Origin of the sequence: Vibrio sp. 10N.222.55.C6 (assembly GCF_041473395.1) — a bacterium.
Taxonomy (GTDB): Bacteria; Pseudomonadota; Gammaproteobacteria; order Enterobacterales; family Vibrionaceae; genus Vibrio; species Vibrio crassostreae_C.
Map to the genome: position 1 here is coordinate 1 of NZ_JBFRSD010000004.1, position 25321 is coordinate 25321.

A 25321-nucleotide genomic window follows, 5' to 3' on the forward strand; every position below is an offset into this window, starting at 1 on the left:
TTTAACTGATCGGCATTACCCAACAGGAGCCTTTCAAATCGTATTTTTCAATCAAATAGCTTTAGTTCAAGGAAAAGGCGCGGAGTTTACGAATGTAAATGAGCACCTTTGACACAGAAATTAAGCTATTTGAGCCAGAAAAATTAAGCGTAAACAGGTAGACGCTTACAGATCTCTAGTACTTTTGCTTTAGTCGCTTCGATAACAGACTCATCACCCATGTTATCTAGGATGTCACAGATCCAACCTGCTAGCTCTTTCGCGTCTGCTTCTGAGAAACCGCGACGAGTGATAGAAGGAGAACCGATACGGATACCTGAAGTAACGAATGGGCTACGTGGGTCGTTTGGTACTGAGTTCTTGTTTACAGTGATGTTTGCTGCACCTAGTGCTGCATCTGCTTCTTTACCTGTGATGTCTTTGTTGATTAGGTCAACTAGGAACAGGTGGTTCTCTGTAGAACCTGAAACGATGTTGTAACCACGAGCTAGGAATTCAGCAACCATTGCTTTTGCGTTAGCAACAACGCGTGCTTGGTATTCTTTGAACTCTGGCTCTAGAGCTTCTTTGAACGCTACTGCTTTACCAGCGATAACGTGCATTAGAGGACCACCTTGGCCGCCTGGGAATACTGCTGAGTTCAGCTTCTTGTAAAGATCTTCGCCTTCGTTAGAAAGGATTAGACCACCACGAGGACCCGCAAGCGTTTTGTGCGTCGTTGTAGTTACTACGTGAGCGTGTGGCACTGGGTTCGGGTAAACGCCTGCAGCGATTAGACCTGCTACGTGAGCCATATCTACGAACAGGTAAGCACCTACTTTGTCAGCGATTTCACGCATGCGCTTCCAATCACAGATTTGAGAGTAAGCAGAGAAACCACCGATGATCATCTTAGGCTTGTTCTCGATAGCCAGCTTTTCCATCTCTTCGTAATCGATTTGACCCGCTTCATCGATACCGTAAGGGATGATGTTGTAAAGCTTACCAGAGAAGTTTACTGGAGAACCGTGAGTTAGGTGACCACCGTGTGCTAGGCTCATACCTAGAACCGTATCGCCTGCATTTAGTAGTGCCATGTATACAGCGTTATTTGCTTGAGAACCTGAGTGAGGCTGTACGTTTGCGTACTCTGCACCAAATAGTTCACATGCACGTTCAATTGCTAGAGTTTCAACTTTGTCTACGTACTCACAACCACCGTAGTAACGCTTGCCTGGGTAGCCTTCAGCGTATTTGTTTGTTAGCTGAGAACCTTGAGCTTCCATTACACGTGGGCTTGTGTAGTTTTCTGAAGCGATAAGTTCGATATGCTCTTCCTGACGAAGAGTTTCTTCTTGGATAGCTGCGAATAGATCCGCATCGTAATCAGCAATGTTCATGTCACGCTTAAGCATCTGTATCTCCTGACTCAGATTGTACTGAAAGTTTCAAAAAAACCACACAACGACCGAAAGCAAACGTTTCCGTCACCGTTTTGATGTGACGCATTCTACATAATTTGATCTAGGTCATAAAGAGCTAATTGCAATTTTATCATGCAGTTTTTTCATAATCACAAATAAGATTCATCATGGTTATTTGGCTTATCCAACCAAAGATGGCGCTTACTGTCAATTTTACGCTTTACACCCTGTAAAACGCAGATTACATAGGTTTACCTTAATTTTGCCCCTCAAGCTACCGAAAGCTAAGGTTTTTCTCTACTATGCACGCCTTTATTGGTTAGGTAATTATAAAAACGATGGAAAAACACTCACGTAAAGAAGATTGGGTAGCGATTCTCACTGGCACGTTTTTAGTGGCGTTAGGCGTCTTCTTTTTACAGTCAGCGAACCTGCTTACCGGGGGCACTACTGGCTTGGCTCTGCTTTTGAGTCAATTCTTGCCTGTAACCTTTGGTATTTTGTACTTTGTTGCCAATTGTCCATTCTATTTATTAGCATGGAAACGATTCGGCCGTAGCTTTGCTATTAGCAGTGCGATTTCTGGTGCTTTAGTATCTGTGTTTGCCGATCATTTATACTTAGTTATCTCGCTAGAAGTTCATAACGAGATCTATTGTGCTGTTGCCGGCGGCTTATTAATGGGCTTAGGTATGCTAATCCTATTCCGTCACCGCTCAAGTCTGGGTGGCTTCAACGTACTGTGCTTGTTTATCCAAGACCGCTACGGTATCTCGGTAGGTAAAACACAAATGGGTATTGATGCATGTATTCTGTTTGCATCGTTCTTCTTCGTGTCACCTTGGGTGATTGCCGTTTCTGTATTAGGCACCGCAGTATTGAACATCGTATTGGCAATGAACCACAAACCAACTCGCTACTCGGTGAATTACGCGTCTTAGAGTTCATTACCTGCTCTGTCGTTGCTGGCACTCGATGCTCAAACTTCTCGCAAGTAGACTCGAGGCACGATATTCCAGCCATCACTAAAACAAAAAAGGCTTTGGGGAGCACTCCAAAGCCTTTGTAGAAGCCCAATCCTTTAAGGGGAATAAGAATCAAGCTTCTTAAAATGAAACAAGGTTAACCTTCAATCAAGAGAATACGAGTCTCGTAAGGACGTAAGACTTGATGATGTAATGCAACTGAAGTGTTCGCTTGTTGATAGTTAGACAACAGACTCTTCGCCTTAGTCATATCAAAACGTTCCGGTAAAACGCACTCCGCCTCTTCACCATAATAGTTGTTAATACACAGCAAGGTTTGCCCTTCGTTCTCACGTGCATATGCAAAAATGGATGAGTGATCAGGCAATAGATCTTGATAGCTGCCATCCGTAATCACTGGTACTTGTTTGCGTAACTCAATCAAGCTCTTATAGAAATAAAAAACAGAGTCTTTGTCTTCCAGTGCTTGCTCAGCGTTAATCTCAGAGTAATTATTCGCTACATCAAGCCATGGCTGAGCTTGTGAGAATCCGGCGTAAGGCTCACTATTCCATTGCATTGGTGTACGAGAGTTATCACGAGATTTCTGCGCTAGAATCGCCATCATATCTTGATGAGCCACACCATCACGGTTAACCATGATGTCGTACATATTGGTACTCTCAACATCACGATACTGGCTGATGTCAGTATAGCCAGGGTTGGTCATACCAATCTCTTCACCTTGATAGATATAAGGCGTGCCTTGCATCATGTGCACAGAAGCAGCCAACATCTTGGCCGACTCAACACGATATTGCTGATCATCACCTAAGCGGCTCACCACTCTTGGTTGGTCGTGGTTACACCAGAATAGTGCGCCCCACCCTTTGCCATTCAATCCCGTTTGCCAGTGATTAAAGATCGATTTGAGCTGTAAGAAATCAAACGGCGCATTGGTCCACTTCTCACCATTGGTGTAATCGACCTTAAGGTGGTGGAAGTTAAACACCATCGATAGCTCACTGTTATCAACGTTTGAGTATTGCTGGCAGTGTTCCAACGTGGTTGAAGACATCTCGCCTACGGTCACGCTGCCGTACTTCTGAAATACGGCTTCGCTGATCTCTTTCAGGTATTCGTGTACACGTGGACCATCGGTATAGAAACGACGGCCATCACCGATATCATCATTAGGAAAGTCTTGCTGCTTCGAAATCAGGTTGATCACATCCAAGCGGAAACCATCAACGCCCTTTTCTGCCCAAAAGCTGATAACGTCTTTCACTTCTTCACGTACAACCGGGTTCTCCCAGTTGAGGTCAGCCTGTTCTTTGGCGAATAAGTGTAGGAAGTATTGCCCAGTCGCCTCATCTAGTTCCCACGCATTACCACCGAACTTAGACTGCCAGTTAGTTGGTGCTTGACCATCTACGGGATCTTTCCAAATATAGTAATCGCGGTAAGAGCTGTTTTTGTCGCCCAAAGCAGATTGAAACCATGCATGCTCTGTCGAGGTGTGGTTTACCACGATATCCATCACGATACGGATACCACGTTGGTGCGCTTCAGACAGCAATAAGTCGAAGTCTTCCATGGTGCCGAATTGAGGATTAATCGCGTAGTAGTCTGAGATATCGTAACCATTATCGATCATAGGAGATGCGTAAACCGGGGTTAGCCAAATCGCATCGACACTCAAATGTTTGAGGTAATCCAGTTTCGAAATGATCCCTTTGATGTCGCCAGTACCTTTACTGCCACTGTCGCAGAAGCTCTTTGGGTAGATTTGATAGATGGTTGCGGTTTTCCACCAGCTTTCATCATGTTCAGTCATCGCCATCTCTAACACTCACTTACCAGAAAATATAAAATAAAAATCACCATGTGAATCATGGTCGAATAGCCGTTATAACTAAAAGAAAAAGCTATAACTAAGAGAAAAAGCGATAACTCATTTTGGAGTCATCGCTTATTCAATGCATTACGCGTTCGCGGTTTCTAACTCACCCTTGGATTGGGCTCGCTTGTAGAAAAACAGGGTTAGCGTGATAGGCAGTACTATCGCCACCAGCATCGCGACTAGGTAAATCGACCAATATTGAGGTTGAATCGATAGGATGCCCGGCAAGCCGCCGACACCGATACCATTCGCCATCACACCCGCGCTACCACAGATTGCGGCTGCAACAGCACTACCAATCATTGCGCTCAGCATTGGGAATTTGTATTTAAGGTTAATACCGTACATCGCAGGCTCTGTTACACCTAAGTAGGCTGAGATTGCCGCAGGAACCGAGATATCTCGTTCGCCTTCGCGTTTGCTTAAGATGATGATGCCAACAACCGCTGAAGCTTGTGCAATATTTGATAGCGCAATCAAAGGCCAGATTGGTGTGCCGCCTAAGTCTTGCATCAGTTGTAGGTCGACGGCATTGGTTGTGTGGTGAATACCTGTAATAACCAAAGGTGCGTATAGGAAGCCAAAGACTACTGAACCAAGAATCGCAAAGTCACCCGTCATTGCCGCTTTAGCCGCGAATGCCACGCCATCGCCTAACATACGGCCAAATGGGCCAATGAAAGCGTGCGCTAGAATCACAGACAAAATAATCGATACGAACGGCACGACAACAAGGTACAGGTAAGAAGGAACAATACGCTTAAGGTTGGTCTCGATGAAGGCCAGAGCCACACCCGCTAACATCGCAGGGATCACCTGAGCCTGATAACCAACTTTCTCTATCACGAACAAGCCAAAGTCCCACACTTCAGGTACCGATTTACCTATCATGTAAGCGTTCATCAATTGCGGGGAAACCAAGGTCACACCGAGCGTGATGCCTAAAATAGGGGTTCCGCCGAGCTTCTTAACCGTTGCCCAACACACACCAACCGGAAGGAAGAAGAAAATAGCTTCGCCGATCAACCATAAGAAAGAGTGAACCGTTGCCCAGAATTGACTGATTTCAACTAGGGTTTTGCCGTCGAACATGCGAATGTCGCCAATCACATTACGGAAACCAAGAATCAAACCGCCAGTAATGATGGCAGGCAGCAGTGGTACAAAAATTTCGGCTAAATGGGATATACCACGCTCAAGGAAGTTCATATTTTGACGAGCAGCCAACTTCGCCTCATCTTTTGATGATGCATCTTTACCAGTTTGCTCAATCAAAAGTGCGTACACCTCATCAACCTCGGTGCCAATCACGACTTGGAATTGACCTGCGTTAGTAAAGCAGCCTTTTACCAGTTTAAGCTTCTCTAATTCTGCTTTGTTCGCTTGTTCCGTATCGTTCAATACAAAACGCAGTCGAGTTAGACAATGGCTGACACTCGCAATATTCTCTTTGCCACCGACTAACTCGATAAGACGCGCAACGTCTTGCTTCGCTATCTTACTCATACTACCCCACCCTGGTTTCATTCAATTACTCTTCTAAACCATGCAGCTATAACCACTTCGATTTAGATTGATGGGAACATTCCCAATCACGGTTATTATAATGCCCACATGAATGATAAATTAAAATGGGAACAGTCCCATTAATTGAAAGAGATCACACTCTAATTTTAATCTAAGCGGTTCAATTTCGCTTAATTGAGTGGATTATAGAATCGGAGATTGAGTGTGATGAGAGATCTCTGAATTGCCTAAAAGCTGAGAGATCAATAGATTAGCAGCCAGCTTACCTGCAGATTGGTAACCAGGATCAATGCTAAATACTCGTGGGAATAAGAAAGAGAGAAGATCATTGCCACCAACGCCGGTGACGACCACATCTTCACGTTGTAGTTCTTGCAGACGCTTGATTACACCAAGAGCCAGCGTATCACTGGCACAAACGATCGCTTGAGTCGCGGGAGTTAACACCTCATCCACCAGCTGATAAGCACTTTCGTGATGAAGTTGACCAGTACGATAGTTTGCCACTGAACCTGTGTTTTCACACCAATCGAGATAAGCCTTAAGACGCAGTTCACCGGTTGATTTATCACTAGGATCAACCCCGATAAAGCCAACGTCAGAGATCCCTTGATCCGATAAATGCACCAACGCACTATTGATCACCTGTTGGTTATCATAGTTAATCGACGTCACGTTCTCGGTATCCAGAGCAATCACCACCGCTTTGTGTTCCCAAGCTTCGATTGCCGGAATATCGCAGTCAGTAAAACCAAATACAATAATGCCATCAACGTTACGACGCTTTAGAACTTGCAGGTGCTCATTGGCTTTATCTCTATCAAGTTGGCTTTCCATGATCACGACATCGTAATCCGCTCGATACAACTCGGCCAGCATCGTGCTAACGGCTTTGTTTTCAGAGGGAGAGTCCAAACGAGAGATAATCACGCCGATGACTTTTTGGCTGCCACCGCGCATCGATTGCGCAGATTTTGAAGGCGTGTACCCAGATTCTTGAATTACTCTTTCCACCCTTTCACGGGTTTCAGGTTTCACTTTTGGATCATTGGTCAGAACGCGTGATACGGTTGACTTACCAACACCGGACAGCTTTGCAATATCAAGAATAGTGAATTTTTTGCTCATAAAAAGTCTAACGTTAAAGGGAAGAGAAGAAAAAGTGAGGGTAGATTCCCTCACTTAACTGTTTGTAAATACTAGCAGTTCTTACTATGACTTACTTTTGGCAATTTCGATAGACTACGCGACCAAGTTCTAGACGCGCATTGTCACCTTTCGTGCGCAAAGTGATGCTGTTAATCATCTCTGAAGTGCCATCATCTAAGATGTATTTGGTTCCTGAGCCCGCTGGAACTTGAGTCAGGCGGTATTCATTATCAGGCAAGCGTAGTACCGCTTTTTCATTATCAAGGTAAGACACATCAAACGAGACGTCAGACTCACATTGATAAGTCGCGAATTGATCATTCGATGTTGCGCTATCAGTCTCAGGGGCTGCTGATTTAGAGCACCCAACCAATGCTACTGTACATAGAGATACTACCAACATAGCTTTCATACTTCGTTCCTCATCTTTATATAGTCAACGACACTTAGCCTATTCACAGGTTCGAACAAACCTAATGTAAGTGCCTAATGATAGGTCCATACCTTAGTGATAAATAAAACGTTTAGCCTTTTAAGAAAGCGGGTACGTCTTTAATGCTATCAAGTACCACGCTAGCCAACGCTTCACCTTTTTCAGTGATGGGTTTACCCGTTCTTACCAAGACTTTAGTACCAACACCTGCTGCTTCTGCAGCCATCATGTCTTCCGCTTTATCGCCGATCATGACCGAGTTAGCCATATCAATCTTCAGAAAGTCACGAGCAGAAATGAACATGCCTGGCTTTGGCTTACGACATTCACAATCTTGCTTGTAGTCACCAATACCGTGCTCAGCGTGGTGAGGACAGTAATAAATGCCATCGAGCTCGACACCATTATCAACAAAGTTCCAATCCATCCACTGCGTTAAAGAAAGAAAACGGTCTTCACTAAACATGCCGCGAGCAATACCAGATTGGTTGGTCACTAGCACCAATAAATAACCCATATCTTTAAACGCTTTCGCCGCTTCAAACACACCATCGATGTATTCAAAGTCATGCTCATCATGTACGTAGCCGTGATCAACGTTAATCACTCCATCACGATCTAAAAAAACAGCAGGTTTAGACAAAATTTTGTTCTCTATCAACTCTCTATTAATCATTAATTATTACACGCTTTATTTGCTTCATCACTATCTATTTAGTTTTGCGTTCGTTAACGATTTGTTTCTAGCTTAGCCATACAATCGACGTTTAGCCGTCTAGACGTAAAAATATCTATTGACTTAGATCATAGAACACCATAGCATCGTCTGTAAATCGAGCGAGCTATCGACATATTATTCTGTTCTACCTGCACGGGTTTCTCTATGATTAAAGTGAATCAAGTCAATAAGGTTTTTTATCAAGGCACTAAAGAAATCAATGCCTTAATTGATATCAACCTCCACATTCCTCAAGGTCAAATCTTTGGAGTCATCGGCTCTTCAGGTGCAGGCAAAAGTACCCTAATCCGCTGTGTAAATATGTTGGAAGCCCCGACTTCGGGTGAAGTGATTGTTGATGGTATCGACCTAACAAAACTCAGCAAATCAGAACTTAGCGAAGCGCGCCGTAACATCGGCATGATATTCCAGCACTTCAACCTGCTGTCTTCTCGTACTGTATTTAACAATGTAGCACTGCCTCTAGAACTTGCTGGTAAAGATAAAGCGATTATTGAAGCGAAAGTCAGCGAGTTACTTGAACTGGTTGGCCTTGCTGATAAGCGTGACACCTACCCGGCAAACCTAAGTGGTGGTCAAAAGCAGCGTGTGGCGATTGCTCGCGCACTGGCCTCTGACCCGAAAGTACTGCTATGTGATGAAGCCACCAGCGCATTGGATCCAGCAACAACTCAATCTATCCTTGAGCTGCTGCGTGAAATCAACCGCAAGCTGAACATCACTATCCTGCTTATTACACACGAGATGGATGTGGTTAAAAGCATTTGTCACGAGGTTGCGATCATTGGCGGCGGTGAATTGGTAGAGAAAGGTACAGTCGGTGACATCTTTGCTCATCCGAAGACAGAGCTAGCGCATCAGTTTATTCGCTCAACGTTGGATCTGACGATCCCTGAAGATTACCAAGCACGTTTGCAAGAGACTCGCGTAAACAGCAGCTACCCGCTGGTGCGTCTTGAGTTTACTGGTGCAACGGTTGATGCTCCGCTAATGACGCAAATCGCACGTAAATTCAATATCGATGTCAGCATCTTAAGTTCTGACCTTGATTACGCCGGTGGCGTGAAGTTCGGCATGATGGTCGCTGAACTGTTCGGTAATGAAGCAGATGATAATGCTGCTATCCAATTCCTACGCGACAACAATGTAAAAGTAGAGGTGCTTGGTTATGTCCTTTAGTTTCAACGAGATTGCTGACTGGATCAGCCTTAACGGTAACCTTCTATTAGGCGCAACAGGCGAAACGCTTTACATGGTTGCTGTTGCAGGCATTGTTGGCTTCGCGGTCGGTATTCCACTAGGCGTGATTCTGCATACGACTAAAAAAGGTGGCCTGTTAGAGAACACCAAAGTAAACAAGATTCTAGGTGCGATTGTGAACGTGGGTCGTTCAGTACCTTTCTTAGTTTTGATGGTTGCGATTATTCCACTGACTAAGATGCTGATTGGTACCTTCATCGGTACAACAGCAGCGATTGTTCCACTGACGATTGGCGCTATCCCATTCGTGGCTCGACTTATCGAAAGTGCACTACTTGAAGTACCAACAGGTCTAGTGGAAGCGGCCCAATCAATGGGCGCAACACCAACACAAATCATCAATAAGGTTCTGCTTCCAGAAGCACTACCGACTATCATCAACTCAGTAACGATTACGCTAGTGACTCTGGTGAGCTACTCAGCAATGGCCGGTACTGTAGGCGGAGGTGGCCTAGGTGATGTCGCGATTCGTTACGGATTCCACCGCTACGATGTGACCATCATGGCTGTGACAGTAGTGATGTTGATTGTGCTGGTACAAATTATTCAATCAATCGGTGATTCATTAGTTCGCCGTGTTGACCACAGATAAAGACTCACACATAAAGAGTAGAGTCGTCTGAACCTAATTAAATAGATTTATTAAAAGGAGATTATTATGAAATTTAACCTTAAAGGTTTACTAACTATCGCAGCAGCAGCTTCAGCGCTAGTTCTAGCAGGTTGTGGCGATAAAGAAGTGGATACTTCTAAAGTAAAAGTTGGCGTAATGGCAGGTGCAGAAGCGCAAGTTGCTGAAGTGGCAGCTAAAGTAGCGAAAGAGAAATACGGCCTAGACGTTGAACTGGTTACTTTCACGGATTACGTAACACCAAACGCAGCTCTAGATGATGGTTCTATCGACATCAACGCATTCCAACACGCACCGTACCTAGATCAGCAAGTGGCTGACCGTGGCTACAAGCTAACTATCGCTGGTAACACGTTTGTTTACCCAATTGCGGGTTACTCTAAAGAAGTGAAATCGGTAGACGAAATCCAAGACGGTGCTCGTATTGCTGTACCAAACGACCCTACAAACCTAGGTCGCTCTCTACTTCTTCTTGAGCAACAAGGTCTTCTTGAACTTCGTGAAGGCGCAGGTCTTCTAGCTACAGTTCGCGACATCGTGGGTAACCCTAAGAACCTAACGATTGTTGAACTAGACGCAGCTCAACTGCCACGTTCTCTTGATGATGTTGCTCTATCTATCATCAACACAACTTACGCGAGCTCTATCAACCTGACTCCACAAAAAGATGGCGTATTCGTTGAAGACAAAGATTCTCCTTACGTAAACCTAATCGTTTCTCGTGAAGACAACCTAAACGCTGAAAACGTACAAAACTTCGTTAAAGCTTACCAAACTGAAGAAGTGTACAACGCAGCTTCTGACATCTTCCAAGGTGGCGTCGTTAAAGGTTGGTAATCAACTAAACGACAGCACTGTATAGATACCCGAAGGGGCTGACATAACGTCAGCCCCTTTTTTAATGATAAAGATTTGCTAGAAAGTAAAGCATCTCAGATTTAAGCGAAACAAAGTCGATTACTTCAGGTGATCCCAAGAGATGTTTGACACCAATCGGCAGTCATCACACTTGAAATAGAAAATATCGTGGATAGGCGCATCTAGCAGCCATTCACCACCACATTGCGGGCATTTGCGCTCTTTTTCATCTTTCAGGCTGATCCCACCGACACGGTATAAGTAGTAGTAGGTTGGAACCTTAGTCAGATACTCAATGCGCCCTCTTAGACCCCAACCGCGTTTAAACAGCACACTCTTCGTGTCACTGATCTCGGTTAGCGTTGCATGTTCCGCGCGACAACCACCACCCATTTGTACTTCATCACAGGCTTGCCATTCGGTCTGCCATTTCAACACGGCTTTATGGTCGCCATTGAAGGTAGGTGGATTGCGATACAAAGGGATTGGTAGCAAGCTATCGCCACTACGCAGCGGTGAACAGGTGTGCACGAATGTCGTGTATAACACCTGCCAGCTTGGTGTTTCATCTTCTGCCACTTCTTCTGAGTTCAGATCTCGACCTAGCAAACGCATTTTAGGCGCTAGTAGGCTCGCGTTAGACAAGCGATCAAAACACACTTTCACAAAGTCTGAGTGATTACGCGGGTGCAAGCTATCTTGCTCCGGGCACACAACGCGAACATAGAATTCACCATCGCCCATCACGATTGGGAACTCACGACCTAACACTTGTCCGTTATAACGAAGTGCATCCATTAAGCCATTAACCGCCTTGTCGACAGCGCTTACCGTTGTGTTATCAAAACACTCAAATTGAAGTTCTAGTACGTACATCTATTTATACCGCTGGTTGTAGCTTTTCTAAAAATTCTGCCAATGTCTCGGCGAGCACATCACGATTTTTGGTACCTAAGCGCTCCAAAATCACGTTACCCGTTAGGTTACAGATAGAGATAACATCCAGCTCAGCATCGGTCGCGGCAATGAAAACCGTTGGTTTTAGCTTCAAGCGACGCTGAGTTACTAGGTGACCCAAAATGTTTTCTTGTAGGCATTCGAAGTCTTCATCACTCCAAATCTGTAACAGAGTCAATTCGTTACCATCGAAAGTTGCGTTCATATCTGCGCTGAATTGTGCGCCGTAGAAAGTTTTGATGTCTTCATGCAGAGTCAACTCAATACCGGTTTCAACGTTGGTGAAATCCGCGAATTGCTCACGTGGATAGTGCTTCCACAACACGGCATCGCCACTCTTTTCTTCTACGCATGGCGATACGATGTCCACCAACTCCTCATTACGAGGTAAGCTTTGGTGTTTCTGCTGCCACGCGTCAACGTATCGCTGACTAAAAGAAAGTAGTGCGTCTTGAGCACGTTGAGTCATGAAAATCTCCTAAACACAAAATAATAAATAGAATCCGAGCCCTTTCCGCGCCGATTAAGCGATGACTTAATGACAGGGTAAGGGGGATTCAGTAAAATCGACCCCATTCTAATCGAATTTGAAACGAAAGTATGAGCAAATATTCTGACGCAAAAGAGCTAGCGGGTTTAACCCTTGGCCAAAAAACTGAGTACTCTAACCAATACGATGCAAGTTTATTGCAACCAGTGCCTCGTAGCCTTAATCGCGATGATCTTGCGCTAAACGGCGAGCTGCCTTTTGTTGGTCATGATATTTGGACGATGTACGAGCTTTCGTGGCTAAACACCAATGGTCTACCACAAGTGGCTGTCGGTGAAGTTTTCATCCCAGCAACCAGCCCAAATTTAATTGAATCAAAATCTTTCAAGCTGTACCTGAACAGCTACAACCAGACTCAATTTGAAAACTGGGATCAAGTAACCGAGCGCCTGACCCAAGATTTGTCGGCATGTGCAGGCGAAACGGTGATTGTGAATGTAAACTCAGTAACCGACTACACTAACCAACCTATCGTGACGATGGAAGGTGACTGTATCGACAACCAAGACATCCAAATCACTAGCTACGACTTTGAAGCGTCGCTGCTTGAAGGCGCTGCTGGCGAACAAGACGTTGAAGAAACACTGCACAGCCACCTATTGAAGTCGAACTGTTTGATCACCAATCAACCGGATTGGGGCAGCGTTGAGATCGCATATTCTGGTAAGCAAATTGACCGTGAAGCTCTGCTACGCTATTTAGTTTCTTTCCGTGAGCACAATGAATTCCACGAACAATGTGTTGAGCGTATCTTCACTGACATCATGAAATACTGTGCACCTTCGAAGCTAACTGTGTTCGCACGTTACACACGTCGTGGTGGTCTGGATATCAACCCATACCGTTCAACAGAGCAAGATAGACCAAGCCACAATAAGCGTATGGCTCGCCAATAATCAGGCGAGAACCACCCACACTTATTTGAACCTACCAAATCTTTAAAGGGACATTGAAATGCGTTGGTTATACGTTGTTAGTCTATTTATTTTAAGCTTAAGCACATCGGTCAATGCGTCGGTTTATTCGTCGGCGCTACTCAATGAAGCCAATAATTTGGTTGAGATCGAGCCGAGCCAAGCAAAACAAATGGCCAACAGCTACCTAACGCTGCGTGTCCTTTCTGATCAACGCGAGAAAAGCCCTTCAGCTATTTCTCGCGAAGAGACAGACTCCTCGATTCGAACACCAAACAGCAGTATCGATGCGTATAAGATCTTAGCCAAAGCGGAATACAACCTTGGCAATATGCGTATTGCGATTCAGCACATCGACAAAGCCTCCGAGCTAGCGCAAACCTATAAGCTTGATTACCTAAAAATAGATCTTCAGATCCTAAAAGTTCGCTTACTTTGGCTGAGTGATAGAAAATCAGCCAAAGCAAAATCAGAGCTCACTAACATTGAAACAAATCTAGAGTCGGTGAATAAAACCTTACGCTTAACGGAAGGCATTACCTATCGCTTGATCATGTTGAAAGCCGACATCGCCTCTTACGACAACAAGATCGATGAAGCCGAAAAGTTCTATCAAGAAGCCAAAACCTATCTCGATCAACGTTACTCTGAAAAAGTCACCATCGACTACCATATCTCCGTCGGCGAGTTTTATCTGACTCACAAAGAGTACAACCACGCGTTATCCGAGTTGTTGTATGGCTACTGGAAATCAGTAGAGGGCAATCTAAGTTCACGTTTGGCCAAGGTCAACCGCCTACTTGCGCAGCTTTTCTTTGAGCGCCAAGTGTTGGATAAAGCGTTAGAACACCTATCTCAAGCCGCTGATTTCTATGACAACTTTGAAAACTCGCCTGTCTTAGCACAAGTGCTTAAGAAAATGGGGGATGTGTACTTCTATCAAGGGAAATATAACCTTGCCTTGGTACACTTCTTCAACGTTCTTGATCACGAAAGCACTGACCGAGATATCCACCAAGTCATTGATATCCGACTAAGTCTATCGGCGACCTACTTACGCCTTTATAACTACCCTCTAGCAGAACAGTACCTAACCCGTGCCCTTGAGCTGCTGGAATATACCGACATTCCAAAGCTGGAAGGCCGTGCTGCACTGTTATCTGCAGGGTTAGCGTATCACCTACAAGAAAGCGAAGACGTGATAAAGCATGCGACACGTGCACTTGAGATCTCACGCCAGATAGAGAACATGCGCCTTTCACAACGCTCGTACTACTTACTTTCTTTGGGTTATGAACAGGCAGGTCGTCCACAGCAAGCATTGGCAAACCTCAAGCAATACAACAGCCTTGTCTCTCTAGAGCAGCAAAAACTCAACCGTGTTGGCGAAGACGCGTTCCGTCAACAGAAAGAATTTGCCGAACAAACCCTGCACTACGCAGGCCAAGCGCAAGAGCTAGAGCAATACAAACTGGAGCATCGTAAGTTCCAAAAAATATCGTTCGCCCTATTCCTGTTCAGCATTGTCTTGTTCTTCTTTGTTCTGCGCCGTGGCTATCTCATTCAAACCTTAGCCAAAGAAGTGGACTCACTGCGCACCGACCTATTTACGCACTCACGTTCAAAGCTTCCGAACTTAAGAATGCTCAATGCGAAGCTCTCTAACTCGCTGGAACAAACCAGCCAGACCTTCGAACAGTGGCAACTTGGCGAATTGATTCATGAGCCACTCAACGACCGCTTACGCTTCGTGATGATTGATTTACCGTTCTTACGCAATATGTACACGCAGAACGGTTACAAAGCCGGTCTAGAACTGGAAGACGCTTTCGGTGAATTCCTAAAATCTAAGCTTGAAGGCCCAGCTCGTGTCTACCACTTCTCGGATGCGAACCTGCTTTATATCGAGCCAAACGCGGACCGTGATTTGTCGCCTGAGGACATGTTCAGAAAGATTCAGTCTTGGGTGAATGACTTCGAAACAGAGCGAAACATCAACCGAACGGTCCGTATGGGCATCGCTGACTACCCATTCTTGCCACGCGCTTACACCGCAATTAACGATCAAGAGCTGCTCGACGTATTGTTGATGTCGACAAACCTAGCGCGTGAAATCAGCTTGAAAGAACGCACTAGCCAATGGGTATACCTCAAAGCTATCGATAACGCACCAGCGGCAAGCCTTGCAACTGGTAACATACGAGAAGCTTGTAAACATGCCATTAATCAAGGGTTAATAAAAATACAATCGTCGTACCAGAATGAGGACAACATCAAAAAAATGCTAAAAGATGACTGAATTGCGAGCGGTTAAGACTTGCAAGTCGTGACCTTATTTTTAGTTTTGTTATTATCGATGCAACGGAATTTCATCTAAATGATCGTGATCGATCTACGCGGCGCTAATTAATACATCTATGGGCATTCTTGAAAAAGACATTCAGGCGCAACTCCACCAACTGAAATTTCAGTTGGAGCAAGTTCGCTTGACGCAAAGAGACACCTCGTTCAAATTTATTAGAGAGCAAAAAGTTCTTAAGCGCATCGTCACATCTTTAAGTGATGCGTGCGTTGGTAGTAACAGTTATTTAGATGAAAACCTCATTGCCCTTAGGGAAGAGCTAGAAAAGCAAAAAGACATCAGCTCGATGATCCCTAAATTGGCAGTCATAGAAAGAATGCTCAAGCAGAAGACGTTGGCTATGGATAAACAGAACGGATATCTGGATGATAGCATTAAGCACAGTGGAGAAACGCTACAACGCATAACTGGCCTACCAGCACCGTTGAAACGTGATCTACGAAACTTACTTAGCTTCTCCGAATGCAATGGCAGTCAGAAAGTCGACCACGCCATGAAACTCCTCGGTATTTACGAGCGTGCCATAAAGATCATGGCGAACAACTCTCGTACTCATTTTGCCGACGCTGCGCAATCGCCTGAACAAGAACTCCTTGCCGACTTATCAAACGAATTACAACATCTGATCACCGAACTCGATTTTGAGGGTGAATCGGGTGAGCTACTTACCGATATTCGAGCCAAACTGCTGCTTGGTGTTTCTACACAAAACCTCCTTGAGCTGACGCTTCAAATTCTCAAACTAGTCATAGAGGGCACCAATCTAGAGCGTAAAAAGTCTGAACAGTTTATTGACCAGCTTAATTCTTCACTCGCGTCTAGCATCAAAACCGCAGATCAAAATGCAGACCAAAGCCAAAGCTACTTTAAGCATCGCCTAGGCCTGAACTCTGAGCTAAATGAGCTTGTCATCAAGAGCCAGAGTTCTGTAGATAAAGCAACGGACATTGATAACTTAAAGCAGACGATTAATCCTTTGCTTAGTGAAATCGCCTCTCTTTCTGAAAGATTGAATCATGCAGAGCAAAAAGAACAAGCTCTGATAGAGAGAATGAATTACGGGAAAACTCAGTTAGACTCGCTCTATGAAGTGACTCAAGACTATCGAAAGCGTTTAGAAGATCAGGCTCAGCGTATGTTGCTTGACCCGCTCACCAAGGTCTACAATCGTACCGCCTTTACCGATCGCTTAGAACTTGAATACCGCCGTTGGATTCGCGCGCAACACTCACTGCGTGTTGTACTGCTCGACATCGACAATTTCAAAGCCATCAATGATAGTTTTGGTTATACAGCGGGTGACAAAGCACTCAAAATTATCGCAAGAACCATCACCAAAGAGACCGGCGCTACCGATAGTGTGGCTCGTTTTTCTGGTGAGGAATTTATCTTGTTATTACCAGAGCAAACGGATGAATATTGCCACCAGGTAATTCAAAACATCCAGACTCAAGTCAGCCGTTTACCCTTTAAGTTCCGTGATCAACAAATCACGATTACTTTGTGTGCAGCAAGTACTCAATTCAAAGAGTCAGATACACCTGAAGAAGTACTAGAGCGACTCAATAAAACGCTAAACAAAGCCAAACAACGTGGTACTAACCAATTGGTTTGGAATTAAACTAGGCCTGATTTAATTTATTTCTTTTTTTCAAATACTTATCACATACCAATTCCCTCAATGTTTGCTAAGCTTATGATTAACATTCGCTTAACAAGCATTCTTGACAAGTCATGCTGTTTATAAGATCTTAAGCAACTCGATATTAGCCCTTAAGCAATTCCATACAATCCATAAAGCAACGCTGTCGTAACCGTTTCGTCTGGTTAACTCTTCTCACCTTTAACCAAACACTTTCAACGTTTGCTTCTCACTCTCGAGCCAGAGGGTCACTTCAAAAGTCGCCTCTGCTCTTCTCAACAAGGAGGCACTATGATCACTCATATCAGCCCTGCCGGTAGCATGGATTTACTCTCTCAACTTGAAGTTGAGCGTCTTAAAAAAACCGCATCTAGTGATCTGTACCAACTGTATCGTAACTGTACGTTAGCGGTACTGAACTCGGGTAGCCATACCGACAACTCCAAAGAATTGCTCGACAAGTATCAGTCATTTGATGTTGAAGTGGTGCGTCGTGAGCGTGGTATCAAGCTCGAACTAAGCAACCCACCAGAGCATGCCTTTGTCGACGGTGAAATCATCAAGGGTATTCAAGAACATCTATTCTCAGTGCTGCGTGACATTGTCTACGTCAACATGCACTTGGCCGATAACCAAAGGCTTAACCTCACCAACGCAACTCACATCACCAATCTTGTGTTTGGTATTTTGAGAAACGCAGGAGCACTCACACCCGGCATTGAGCCGAACCTGATCGTGTGCTGGGGTGGTCACTCAATTAATGCCACTGAATACCAATATACTCGCGAAGTCGGTAATGAACTTGGCCTACGTGAACTCAACATCTGTACGGGTTGTGGACCAGGTGCGATGGAAGGGCCAATGAAAGGTGCGGCTATTGGTCACGCTAAGCAGCGCTATACTGAACATCGTTATTTAGGGTTAACTGAACCATCAATCATTGCGGCTGAGCCGCCAAACCCGATAGTGAACGAACTGGTGATCATGCCCGATATCGAGAAACGTCTTGAAGCGTTTGTTCGTATGGCACATGGCATCATAATCTTCCCTGGAGGCCCAGGAACCGCCGAAGAACTGCTGTACATCCTAGGTATCATGATGCACCCAAACAACGCAGACCAACCGATGCCTATCGTTCTAACTGGCTCTAAAGAGAGCGAGGCTTACTTCCGTTCAATTGATAAGTTCATTGGTGAAACATTGGGTGAAGAAGCGCAAAAGCACTATGAAATTGTCATTGATGATCCAGCACGTGCTGCGAAAATTATGAAGCAAGCAATGCCAGATGTACGCTCTCACCGTAAAGAAACAGGCGATGCTTACAGCTACAACTGGTCACTGCATATTGAGCCTGAGTTCCAACTCCCCTTCGACCCTACTCACGAATCTATGGCGGCACTCGATCTGCACATGGATCAGAAAACAGAGAGCCTTGCTGCGAATTTACGTAAAGCGTTCTCAGGTATTGTGGCAGGTAACGTCAAAGCCGAAGGTATTCTGGAGATTGAGAAGCATGGGCCATTCCTCATTGATGGCGACAAAGAGTTGATGACTAAGATGGATCAACTGCTAAATGATTTTGTTGAACAAGATCGAATGAAACTGCCGGGTGGTACCGACTACGTTCCTTGTTATAAAATTGCGCCAAGCAGCTGATGATAATATCTGACTGATAACAAAGCCGTAAGCATAAAGCTAAACAAGTCATGACGTTTACGTCACCAGCGTTTCAACTCACCAAGTGATACGTTACTATAAGGGGCTAGCAGCCCCTTATTTATTGCCTATTTAGTGGAAACTTATGTCTATCCATCTTGTTATTATCGATGCCTTGAACCTAATCCGACGCGTTCACTCAGTTCAGCCGGATCCAACCGATATAGCAAGAACCATCACTACCACGACTCGTACTCTTAATAAGATTCTTGCGGAGTCTAAACCAACTCACATCATCGCGGTATTCGATCACCACTTACAAGATCGGGGCTGGCGTGCAGAAGTCCTTCCTGCCTATAAACAAAACCGAAAGCCAATGCCTGAGCCATTACTGAAAGGCCTCGATGCTATCCAACAAGCTTGGTGGGAATTAGGTATTGATTCGCTGTTATCTGATGGCGATGAAGCTGATGACTTAGTAGCAACACTCGCAAAAAAAGTGGCTGACCATGGTGAAAAAGTTACGATAATCTCTACCGATAAAGGTTACTGCCAACTGTTATCACCTACACTACAGATCCGCGATTACTTCCAACATCGCTGGTTAGATAAGCCCTTTATTGAAGCTGAGTTCGGCGTAAAACCAGAGCAACTTGCAGATTACTGGGGCTTAACCGGTGTGAGCTCTAGCCAAGTACCGGGGATTCCAGGTATAGGACCAAAAGCTGCAAAAGAAATCTTAACCACTTTCCCAGATATCGAAGCGGCCTATCAAGCAGAAGATCTGCCGAAAAAATATCGTAAGAAGTTCGACGAACACATCGAATCCGCTCGTGTATGTAAGCAAGTATCGGCACTCAAAACCGATATTGATTTAGGGTTCAACCTGCAAGATATTCGTTACGAAGCAAACGCTTAAGTCGCTGTGACTCGATAATATTGATACAAAAAATGCCCCTTAAAGGAGCATTTTTTATCACTGACACACTAACGTAAATATTAGTGCGGTGAGATGTTTGAAAGCGCCTGAATGTGGACCGTGATCTCTTCGCGATCGTGGTAAAGGTGCTTAGCCTGCATCTTGAACTTCACTTTGTTCTCAATCAGGAACACTTTTAGGTTCTCGATATCTTGCAGTACTTCATCGTAACGGCCTTTCATAGGCAGTTTAAGGTTGAACAGTGCTTCTTTCGCCCAGCCTTTGATGATCCACTCACCCATAAGGTGAGCAACACGAGCTGGCTTCTCAACCATGTCACAGATAATCCAAGTTACGTTCTTACGGTCTGGTTCAAACTTAAAGCCATCCACCATGTGGTGCTTAATTTGACCTGTTTCCATTAGGCTGTCTGCCATCATGCCGTTATCAACACAGTGAACGAACATCGAGCGCTTAACCAATTGGTAAGTCCAACCACCTGGACATGCACCTAAATCAACACCCCACATACCTGGAGCCAAACGCTCGTCCCACTCATCACGAGGGATGAATACGTGGAATGCTTCTTCTAGCTTCAATGTAGAACGGCTTGGCGCATCTGATGGGAACTTCAGACGAGGGATACCCATAAAGAACTGGGAGTTGTTCGTTGGGTAAGAGTAACCAACAAAACAGTGGCCCGGAGCGATGAAGCATAAATGAAGCACAGGCTTCTTAGCGTTATCTTTCGCTGTCATCAGGCCTTTACCACGCATCGCTTGACGCATCGGCACGGTAAATTTACGGCAGAACTTCAAAAGCTCTTTTGCTTCGTTAGTATCTGGCGTTTCAATACGGATATCACCACAACGAGGGAAACCTTCTTTCTCAGAAAGCGCCTCAAGAATTGGAGAAATACGGTCATCGGTTGGCAGGTCTTTAATTTCAACAGCCACTGCCAACATTTGACGAGCAAAGATCAGTGATTGGAAATCGATCTCTTTGATCAACTTGTCCGCTTCACCTGCTTGGTAACATTCAAACAATACAAAACCTGTATTGTTCTTTAGGCGAGGAAAACCAAACACTTCCAGTTGTGTTGCCTTGTCTTGAATTTCGCCAGCACATTCTTTTTCAAAACCAGAGCGACAATAAAGTAGTACGTGTTTCACTGAGTTACCTCTTTTATATTCAAAGCAGCGAAGGAGAAGACTCCCCAACCAATGATAAATAGTAGACCACCAAACGGTGTTATAGGGCCAAACCATTTTATTCCTGTCAGTGCTAAGCCATAAAGGCTGCCACTAAAACAAAGGATGCCGATGATAAAGCAAATTGCCGCAATGAAAAAATATTTTTGTGATTTAGCACCAAGTTTCATCTGTAGCAGAGCACCACACGCCAATATTGCTAGTGTATGGATAAACTGGTACTGAACACCTGTCTCAAACACGCCTAGCAGATACTCTGGCAAGACAGCTTTTAACCCGTGAGCGGCGAAGGCACCTAGCATTACGGCTATTGCGCCAGAGATACCTGCAAAAGTGAGTAAATACTTACTTCTCATTAAGCACCTCTTTGATAAACGCCGATAGTTTCTCAACGGTTAACGCTATGTTCTGCTGTTCGGTGTAGCCAGAGCTCTTACGAGGCTTAAAGCTGTGATCGCCATCAGGAATAAACTCAACACGAATCGAATCCGACAGGTCGAAATCAGCAAACTCTTCTCGCTTACCAAAGGTATCACGTTCACCCTGCAGAATAAGACACGGCTTTGCTAACTCAGCCAAGTGCTCACCTTTGTATTTCTCTGGTTTGCCTGGCGGATGAAAAGGAAAGCCTAAACAGGCCATTGCAGCCACCTTATCAACTTCAGACAAATGGCTCGCCATACGTCCTCCCATCGACTTACCACCAATCACAAGCTTATCGGCATCTACCTGTCCGATAATATCTTGGTAAGCTTCGAGCAGTTTAGGGGCTCGATCAGGTGGACGACGCTTACCATCTTCAGCACGTTTGATCATGTAAGGGAAATTAAAACGAATCACTCGTATCCCTTTAAACGCCAACCCTTTTGCTACCGACTGCATGAACTCATGATCCATACCTGCGCCAGCACCATGTGCAAAGATAAAGGTTATTGGGTTGTCTTCACCATCAATGATGAGGTTATTCATCAAGTAAGTCCTCTTGTTCACTTTGCGCTTTCGCCAACATCCAATCACGGAAAGTCGCAATACGCCCCATGTCAGCTTGTTTCTCATGACACACTACATAGAAGGCGTTCTTACTTACCAACACTTCATCAAAAGGTGCAATCAAACGACCTGCTTCGATTTCAGGTTGCGCCAACACATTATTACCCAAAGCAATACCTTGCCCGTGAGCGGCCGCCTGCAATACCATGGTTGAGTGACTGAAGATAGGGCCATGATTAACGTTTACCCCATCAATACCATTTTGCTTAGCAAACTGTTTCCAATCCTTTCGAGATGTATCATGCAGTAGCGTATGACATGCCAAATCACTGAGAGATTCTAAAGGTTTAGCTCCTAGCAGCACGGAAGGTGAGCAAAGAGGAATTAAGTATTCTTGGTAAAGTTTATCGGCTCTGAGCCCCGACCAATTCCCTCGGCCATAATAGATAGCGACGTCTACATCATCGGTTAGCGAGCCTTCATCCATATCAACGGCTTTGATTCTTACATCAATATCAGGCTCTTGCTGATTAAAGTCAGCGAGCCTTGGTACCAACCATTGAATAGCAAAACTCGGCGGTAAACTGATGGTCAATGCGCCCTTCTCACTTCGCTCCAGCACTTTGTCTGTCGCTTCTGCTAGTGATGTGAAAATATCTTTGATATCTAAGAAGTAGCTTTGACCTTCTTCAGTTAGCAGCAAAGAGCGGTTTCTTCGGCGAAACAGCTTCAAAGATAAGAATTCTTCAAGCGCTTTGATCTGATGACTGACTGCCGCTTGAGTAACAAACAACTCTTCTGCAGCACGCGTAAAACTCAAGTGTCGAGCTGCAGCTTCAAACACTCTTAGCGAGTTTAATGGGGGTAATCGACGAGACATAGTTACTCTCTAAATAAGCATTAGTTTTTTTTATCTGAAACATTATAATTTGTCCATTGCCTAGCAGCCAGAGAAATTCTATATTTCATCCCGCAGCAGCTAGCCTGAACGGCTTGATTCTCTCTAGAATCAATTGGCTTAGCTCCTGCGATGTTGTGTTTGCAAACTCGTTCTTTTCGAGTTGGGTAGAGTTCTACCAAATGTTTTGTTGCAGTTTATACTGAAACGAGGCATGTACTTCCTGTATTTATTTTGACCTGTCTGTCAAATTTGTTTACACCGCCTTATGGGCGGTGTTTTTTTATGTGCAAAGAAATGTAACAACAAGTTTATCAATAGCTGTGCTAATTAATCTTTATTATTTTTCATCGCCAATCACAGAATCAGACACCCACTCAAATAATCAACTGAACACATACAAATAGCACCATTGAGTTGCACTAAAAAGTAACAGAATACTTCAAGATACTCACACTTCTTCGGTACTTATAAACCCGTTTAGAACACACTCTTTCTATCAATCAAAAATTTCAAAGCTGAGCATGACGATAGCACGCCCAAACTCACGCCTCTGTCTGACTACTGTAAATCATTCACAATAGAAAATAAAAAAGCCGCTTACTTTTCAGTAAACGGCTTTGCAAAATGATTAACGCTTGGTCAACACACCACTATGGGCGGTAAACCTTAACGTTATGGAAGCCCTGCTCTTGTAGGTAAAGTGCCTGTAGACGGCTCATTACACCACGGTCACAGTACAGCAAGTACTCTTTCGCTTGGTCTAGGTCGCCAAACTGAGTCGAAAGCTTGAAGAATGGGATGTGTTTAATTTCAACACCCTCGATCTCTAATGGGCTTTCGTCTTCTTCTTCTGGGCTACGGATATCAAGAACGATAGCGTGCTCAGCAACAGCTTGAACTTGTTCAACTTCAGGCGCTTGCTCTTGGCTCTCTTTCTCGATGTCACGGATATCCATAACACGAGCGTTCTCGATCACTTGATCCAGCACTTCAAAGTTAAACTTAGCTTCTTCTGCTTCCAGTTTGCCTTTCTTCGCTTTCACTGTTGGCTTCTTAGAAATAACACCACAGTACTCAGGCATTACCTTAGCGAAGTCTTCAGTACCGATGATACGAGAAAGGTCGATGATGTCTTCTTTATCCCAGTTGATAAGCGGACGAAGAATCAAAGTATCTGTCACGTTGTCGATGTGACGCAGGTTAGTTAGCGTTTGGCTTGATACCTGACCTAGTGCTTCACCAGTAACCAACGCTTCGATCTTGAACTTGTCTGCAACCATACCACCAGCACGCATGAACATACGCTTAAGAACAACGCCCATTTGGCCGTCTTCTACGTTCTCAAGGATTTCAGCAACCACAGGTTCAAAGTCTACAGAAATGAACTTCACCTTTGCAGATGAGCCGTATTTATTCCATAGGTAGTGAGCCACTTGTTTAACACCAATCTCGTGCGCTGGGCCACCAAGGTTGAAGAAACAGTAGTGAACCTTAGAGCCGCGTTTGATGTGCAGGTAGCTTGAAACACCAGAATCAAAGCCGCCAGAGATCAAGCTCAGTAGATCTTCTTGAGTACCAAGAGGGAAGCCACCGAGGCCTTTGTGACGAGCTAGAACTTGGTTTAGCTTGTCGTTAGCCACTTCAACCTTAACGGTTACATCAGGGTTCTTAAGTCGAACTTTCGCTGACTCAACTGCTTGGTTTAGACCGCCGCCTACGTAGCGCTCAAGTTCAATAGAGGTAAAGTCATGCTTACCACGACGCTTAGCACGTACAGAGAAAGTCTTGCCTTCAATGTCAGCACGGCTGCGTTCTAGTACTTGCTCGTAAATATCGTGCAAGTCTTTGAATTCAGACTGTTGAACTTCAAGAGAGTGGTGAATACCTGGAGTGTGAGTCAGAGCCTCTAACACTTCTGCGTAGTACTGGTCACTCTCAGACGTCACTTCAATATGATCGCGACGGTTGAATACCGCAACACTTTCACAGCGACGTTGAATAACGTTACGAATGTTGCACTCTAGAATCCTTGTGAAGCGCTTACGCACCGATTCACTTTTTACAAAAATTTCCGGATGGGGCTTAACAATAAATTTCATAGTACTTTCACAACATTAATGTTCAAAATTTTGAAAACGCTCATCGCCAAGTAAATTAGAGAATTTACACAGCACTTGAAGCAAGAATAGATCATATCTAAATCTAAGGGCGCGAATTATACATGAGAAAGTGAAGCAAGGAAAAGAGTGCTTGCTGTAACACCATCATTAAACCGCTTGTTATTAACAGTAGCAGGTTTCGAAACGACATAAATGCCGCAGAGAGAACCATTGAAGACCAGCAAACAAAAA

22 protein-coding genes are annotated in these 25321 nt (G+C 44.6%); 9 read left to right on the forward strand and 13 right to left on the reverse strand.

The features are described from left to right. Nucleotides 1-143: 143 nt before the first annotated feature. Nucleotides 144-1394: a serine hydroxymethyltransferase gene (gene glyA / locus AB4486_RS04215; protein WP_017066387.1), complete on the reverse strand. Its 1251-nt coding sequence runs from the start codon at nucleotides 1392-1394 to the stop codon at nucleotides 144-146. 347 nt (nucleotides 1395-1741) lie between these two features. Between glyA and AB4486_RS04220 the strand changes: the two genes are divergently transcribed. Then, nucleotides 1742-2344, forward strand: a complete 603-nt coding sequence (locus tag AB4486_RS04220; protein ID WP_017060757.1) for a YitT family protein — start codon at nucleotides 1742-1744, stop codon at nucleotides 2342-2344. A gap of 181 nt (nucleotides 2345-2525) precedes the next feature. Here AB4486_RS04220 and treC read toward each other — a convergent pair whose 3' ends face one another. From treC to gmhB, 5 genes are all read right to left on the reverse strand, one after another. Then, nucleotides 2526-4211, reverse strand: a complete 1686-nt coding sequence (gene treC / locus AB4486_RS04225) for an alpha,alpha-phosphotrehalase (RefSeq protein ID WP_372116559.1) — start codon at nucleotides 4209-4211, stop codon at nucleotides 2526-2528. Between the two features lie 141 nt (nucleotides 4212-4352). Then, nucleotides 4353-5777 carry a PTS trehalose transporter subunit IIBC gene (gene treB, locus AB4486_RS04230; RefSeq protein WP_372116560.1) on the reverse strand — a complete coding sequence of 475 codons (1425 nt, stop codon included), beginning with the start codon at nucleotides 5775-5777 and terminating at the stop codon, nucleotides 4353-4355. Between the two features lie 204 nt (nucleotides 5778-5981). Then, nucleotides 5982-6926 (reverse strand): trehalose operon repressor TreR, encoded by a 945-nt coding sequence (gene treR, locus AB4486_RS04235; RefSeq protein WP_372116562.1) that lies wholly within the window; start codon nucleotides 6924-6926, stop codon nucleotides 5982-5984. Nucleotides 6927-7017: 91 nt separating this feature from the next. After that, entirely contained in the window at nucleotides 7018-7359 is a 342-nt protein-coding gene (locus AB4486_RS04240; protein ID WP_372116564.1) for an MliC family protein, read from the reverse strand. 112 nt (nucleotides 7360-7471) lie between these two features. Then, nucleotides 7472-8056 (reverse strand): D-glycero-beta-D-manno-heptose 1,7-bisphosphate 7-phosphatase, encoded by a 585-nt coding sequence (gene gmhB / locus AB4486_RS04245; protein ID WP_017060762.1) that lies wholly within the window; start codon nucleotides 8054-8056, stop codon nucleotides 7472-7474. Nucleotides 8057-8263: 207 nt separating this feature from the next. Between gmhB and metN the strand changes: the two genes are divergently transcribed. The 3 genes from metN to AB4486_RS04260 all read left to right on the forward strand — a co-directional run bounded on the left by metN (nucleotide 8264) and on the right by AB4486_RS04260 (nucleotide 10847). Continuing rightward, nucleotides 8264-9298 (forward strand): methionine ABC transporter ATP-binding protein MetN, encoded by a 1035-nt coding sequence (metN, locus tag AB4486_RS04250; RefSeq protein WP_017060763.1) that lies wholly within the window; start codon nucleotides 8264-8266, stop codon nucleotides 9296-9298. Next, the gene (locus AB4486_RS04255) at nucleotides 9288-9971 is read left to right on the forward strand and encodes a methionine ABC transporter permease (protein ID WP_017060764.1); all 684 of its coding nucleotides are present in this window, start codon (nucleotides 9288-9290) and stop codon (nucleotides 9969-9971) included. Before metN ends, AB4486_RS04255 begins: the two co-directional genes overlap by 11 nt. Nucleotides 9972-10037: 66 nt before the next feature. Then, a complete protein-coding gene (locus tag AB4486_RS04260; RefSeq protein ID WP_017060765.1) occupies nucleotides 10038-10847 on the forward strand; it encodes a MetQ/NlpA family lipoprotein in 810 nt (269 codons plus the stop codon). 120 nt (nucleotides 10848-10967) lie between these two features. Here AB4486_RS04260 and AB4486_RS04265 read toward each other — a convergent pair whose 3' ends face one another. Next, complete coding sequence (locus AB4486_RS04265) at nucleotides 10968-11744, reverse strand: Zn-ribbon-containing protein (protein ID WP_017060766.1); 777 nt, start codon at nucleotides 11742-11744, stop codon at nucleotides 10968-10970. 4 nt (nucleotides 11745-11748) lie between these two features. Beyond that, entirely contained in the window at nucleotides 11749-12294 is a 546-nt protein-coding gene (gene syd / locus AB4486_RS04270) for a SecY-interacting protein (RefSeq protein WP_050633962.1), read from the reverse strand. 131 nt (nucleotides 12295-12425) lie between these two features. On the opposite strand from syd, the gene queF reads away from it, so the two are divergent. From queF to xni, 5 genes are all read left to right on the forward strand, one after another. Beyond that, nucleotides 12426-13271, forward strand: coding sequence for an NADPH-dependent 7-cyano-7-deazaguanine reductase QueF (gene queF / locus AB4486_RS04275; protein WP_017060768.1), 846 nt, complete (start codon nucleotides 12426-12428; stop codon nucleotides 13269-13271). A gap of 58 nt (nucleotides 13272-13329) precedes the next feature. Beyond that, nucleotides 13330-15588, forward strand: a complete 2259-nt coding sequence (locus AB4486_RS04280) for a tetratricopeptide repeat protein (protein WP_372116565.1) — start codon at nucleotides 13330-13332, stop codon at nucleotides 15586-15588. A gap of 118 nt (nucleotides 15589-15706) precedes the next feature. Then, entirely contained in the window at nucleotides 15707-17272 is a 1566-nt protein-coding gene (locus AB4486_RS04285; RefSeq protein WP_372116566.1) for a GGDEF domain-containing protein, read from the forward strand. Nucleotides 17273-17584: 312 nt separating this feature from the next. Then, on the forward strand, nucleotides 17585-18949 hold the full coding sequence (gene ppnN / locus AB4486_RS04290; protein ID WP_010436397.1) for a nucleotide 5'-monophosphate nucleosidase PpnN: 1365 nt from the start codon (nucleotides 17585-17587) through the stop codon (nucleotides 18947-18949). A gap of 145 nt (nucleotides 18950-19094) precedes the next feature. Next, a complete protein-coding gene (gene xni / locus AB4486_RS04295; RefSeq protein ID WP_102331961.1) occupies nucleotides 19095-19868 on the forward strand; it encodes a flap endonuclease Xni in 774 nt (257 codons plus the stop codon). Nucleotides 19869-19948: 80 nt separating this feature from the next. On the opposite strand, the gene rlmM is transcribed toward xni, so the two are convergent. From rlmM to thiI, 5 genes are all read right to left on the reverse strand, one after another. Next, entirely contained in the window at nucleotides 19949-21040 is a 1092-nt protein-coding gene (gene rlmM, locus AB4486_RS04300; protein ID WP_017070491.1) for a 23S rRNA (cytidine(2498)-2'-O)-methyltransferase RlmM, read from the reverse strand. Continuing rightward, nucleotides 21037-21435: a DUF423 domain-containing protein gene (locus tag AB4486_RS04305; protein ID WP_017069500.1), complete on the reverse strand. Its 399-nt coding sequence runs from the start codon at nucleotides 21433-21435 to the stop codon at nucleotides 21037-21039. Before AB4486_RS04305 ends, rlmM begins: the two co-directional genes overlap by 4 nt. Next, nucleotides 21425-22048 (reverse strand): alpha/beta fold hydrolase, encoded by a 624-nt coding sequence (locus AB4486_RS04310; protein WP_017069501.1) that lies wholly within the window; start codon nucleotides 22046-22048, stop codon nucleotides 21425-21427. Before AB4486_RS04310 ends, AB4486_RS04305 begins: the two co-directional genes overlap by 11 nt. Beyond that, nucleotides 22041-22949 (reverse strand): transcriptional regulator GcvA, encoded by a 909-nt coding sequence (locus tag AB4486_RS04315; protein ID WP_017063339.1) that lies wholly within the window; start codon nucleotides 22947-22949, stop codon nucleotides 22041-22043. The genes AB4486_RS04310 and AB4486_RS04315 overlap by 8 nt, the downstream gene beginning before the upstream one ends. A gap of 671 nt (nucleotides 22950-23620) precedes the next feature. Further along, nucleotides 23621-25069, reverse strand: coding sequence for a tRNA uracil 4-sulfurtransferase ThiI (thiI, locus tag AB4486_RS04320; protein ID WP_029235325.1), 1449 nt, complete (start codon nucleotides 25067-25069; stop codon nucleotides 23621-23623). Between the last annotated feature and the right edge of the window lie 252 nt (nucleotides 25070-25321).

Coding starts and splice junctions, on each gene's coding strand:
- AB4486_RS04280 (WP_372116565.1), top strand. CDS start 13,330: ATGCGTTGGTTATACGTTGTTAGTCTATTTATTTTAAGCTTAAGCACA.
- AB4486_RS04305 (WP_017069500.1), bottom strand. CDS start 21,435: ATGAGAAGTAAGTATTTACTCACTTTTGCAGGTATCTCTGGCGCAATA.
- treC (WP_372116559.1), bottom strand. CDS start 4,211: ATGGCGATGACTGAACATGATGAAAGCTGGTGGAAAACCGCAACCATC.
- AB4486_RS04315 (WP_017063339.1), bottom strand. CDS start 22,949: ATGTCTCGTCGATTACCCCCATTAAACTCGCTAAGAGTGTTTGAAGCT.
- glyA (WP_017066387.1), bottom strand. CDS start 1,394: ATGCTTAAGCGTGACATGAACATTGCTGATTACGATGCGGATCTATTC.
- queF (WP_017060768.1), top strand. CDS start 12,426: ATGAGCAAATATTCTGACGCAAAAGAGCTAGCGGGTTTAACCCTTGGC.
- AB4486_RS04265 (WP_017060766.1), bottom strand. CDS start 11,744: ATGTACGTACTAGAACTTCAATTTGAGTGTTTTGATAACACAACGGTA.
- syd (WP_050633962.1), bottom strand. CDS start 12,294: ATGACTCAACGTGCTCAAGACGCACTACTTTCTTTTAGTCAGCGATAC.
- AB4486_RS04240 (WP_372116564.1), bottom strand. CDS start 7,359: ATGAAAGCTATGTTGGTAGTATCTCTATGTACAGTAGCATTGGTTGGG.
- AB4486_RS04255 (WP_017060764.1), top strand. CDS start 9,288: ATGTCCTTTAGTTTCAACGAGATTGCTGACTGGATCAGCCTTAACGGT.
- AB4486_RS04310 (WP_017069501.1), bottom strand. CDS start 22,048: ATGAATAACCTCATCATTGATGGTGAAGACAACCCAATAACCTTTATC.
- ppnN (WP_010436397.1), top strand. CDS start 17,585: ATGATCACTCATATCAGCCCTGCCGGTAGCATGGATTTACTCTCTCAA.
- treB (WP_372116560.1), bottom strand. CDS start 5,777: ATGAGTAAGATAGCGAAGCAAGACGTTGCGCGTCTTATCGAGTTAGTC.
- xni (WP_102331961.1), top strand. CDS start 19,095: ATGTCTATCCATCTTGTTATTATCGATGCCTTGAACCTAATCCGACGC.
- AB4486_RS04220 (WP_017060757.1), top strand. CDS start 1,742: ATGGAAAAACACTCACGTAAAGAAGATTGGGTAGCGATTCTCACTGGC.
- metN (WP_017060763.1), top strand. CDS start 8,264: ATGATTAAAGTGAATCAAGTCAATAAGGTTTTTTATCAAGGCACTAAA.
- thiI (WP_029235325.1), bottom strand. CDS start 25,069: ATGAAATTTATTGTTAAGCCCCATCCGGAAATTTTTGTAAAAAGTGAA.
- gmhB (WP_017060762.1), bottom strand. CDS start 8,056: ATGATTAATAGAGAGTTGATAGAGAACAAAATTTTGTCTAAACCTGCT.
- AB4486_RS04285 (WP_372116566.1), top strand. CDS start 15,707: ATGGGCATTCTTGAAAAAGACATTCAGGCGCAACTCCACCAACTGAAA.
- AB4486_RS04260 (WP_017060765.1), top strand. CDS start 10,038: ATGAAATTTAACCTTAAAGGTTTACTAACTATCGCAGCAGCAGCTTCA.
- treR (WP_372116562.1), bottom strand. CDS start 6,926: ATGAGCAAAAAATTCACTATTCTTGATATTGCAAAGCTGTCCGGTGTT.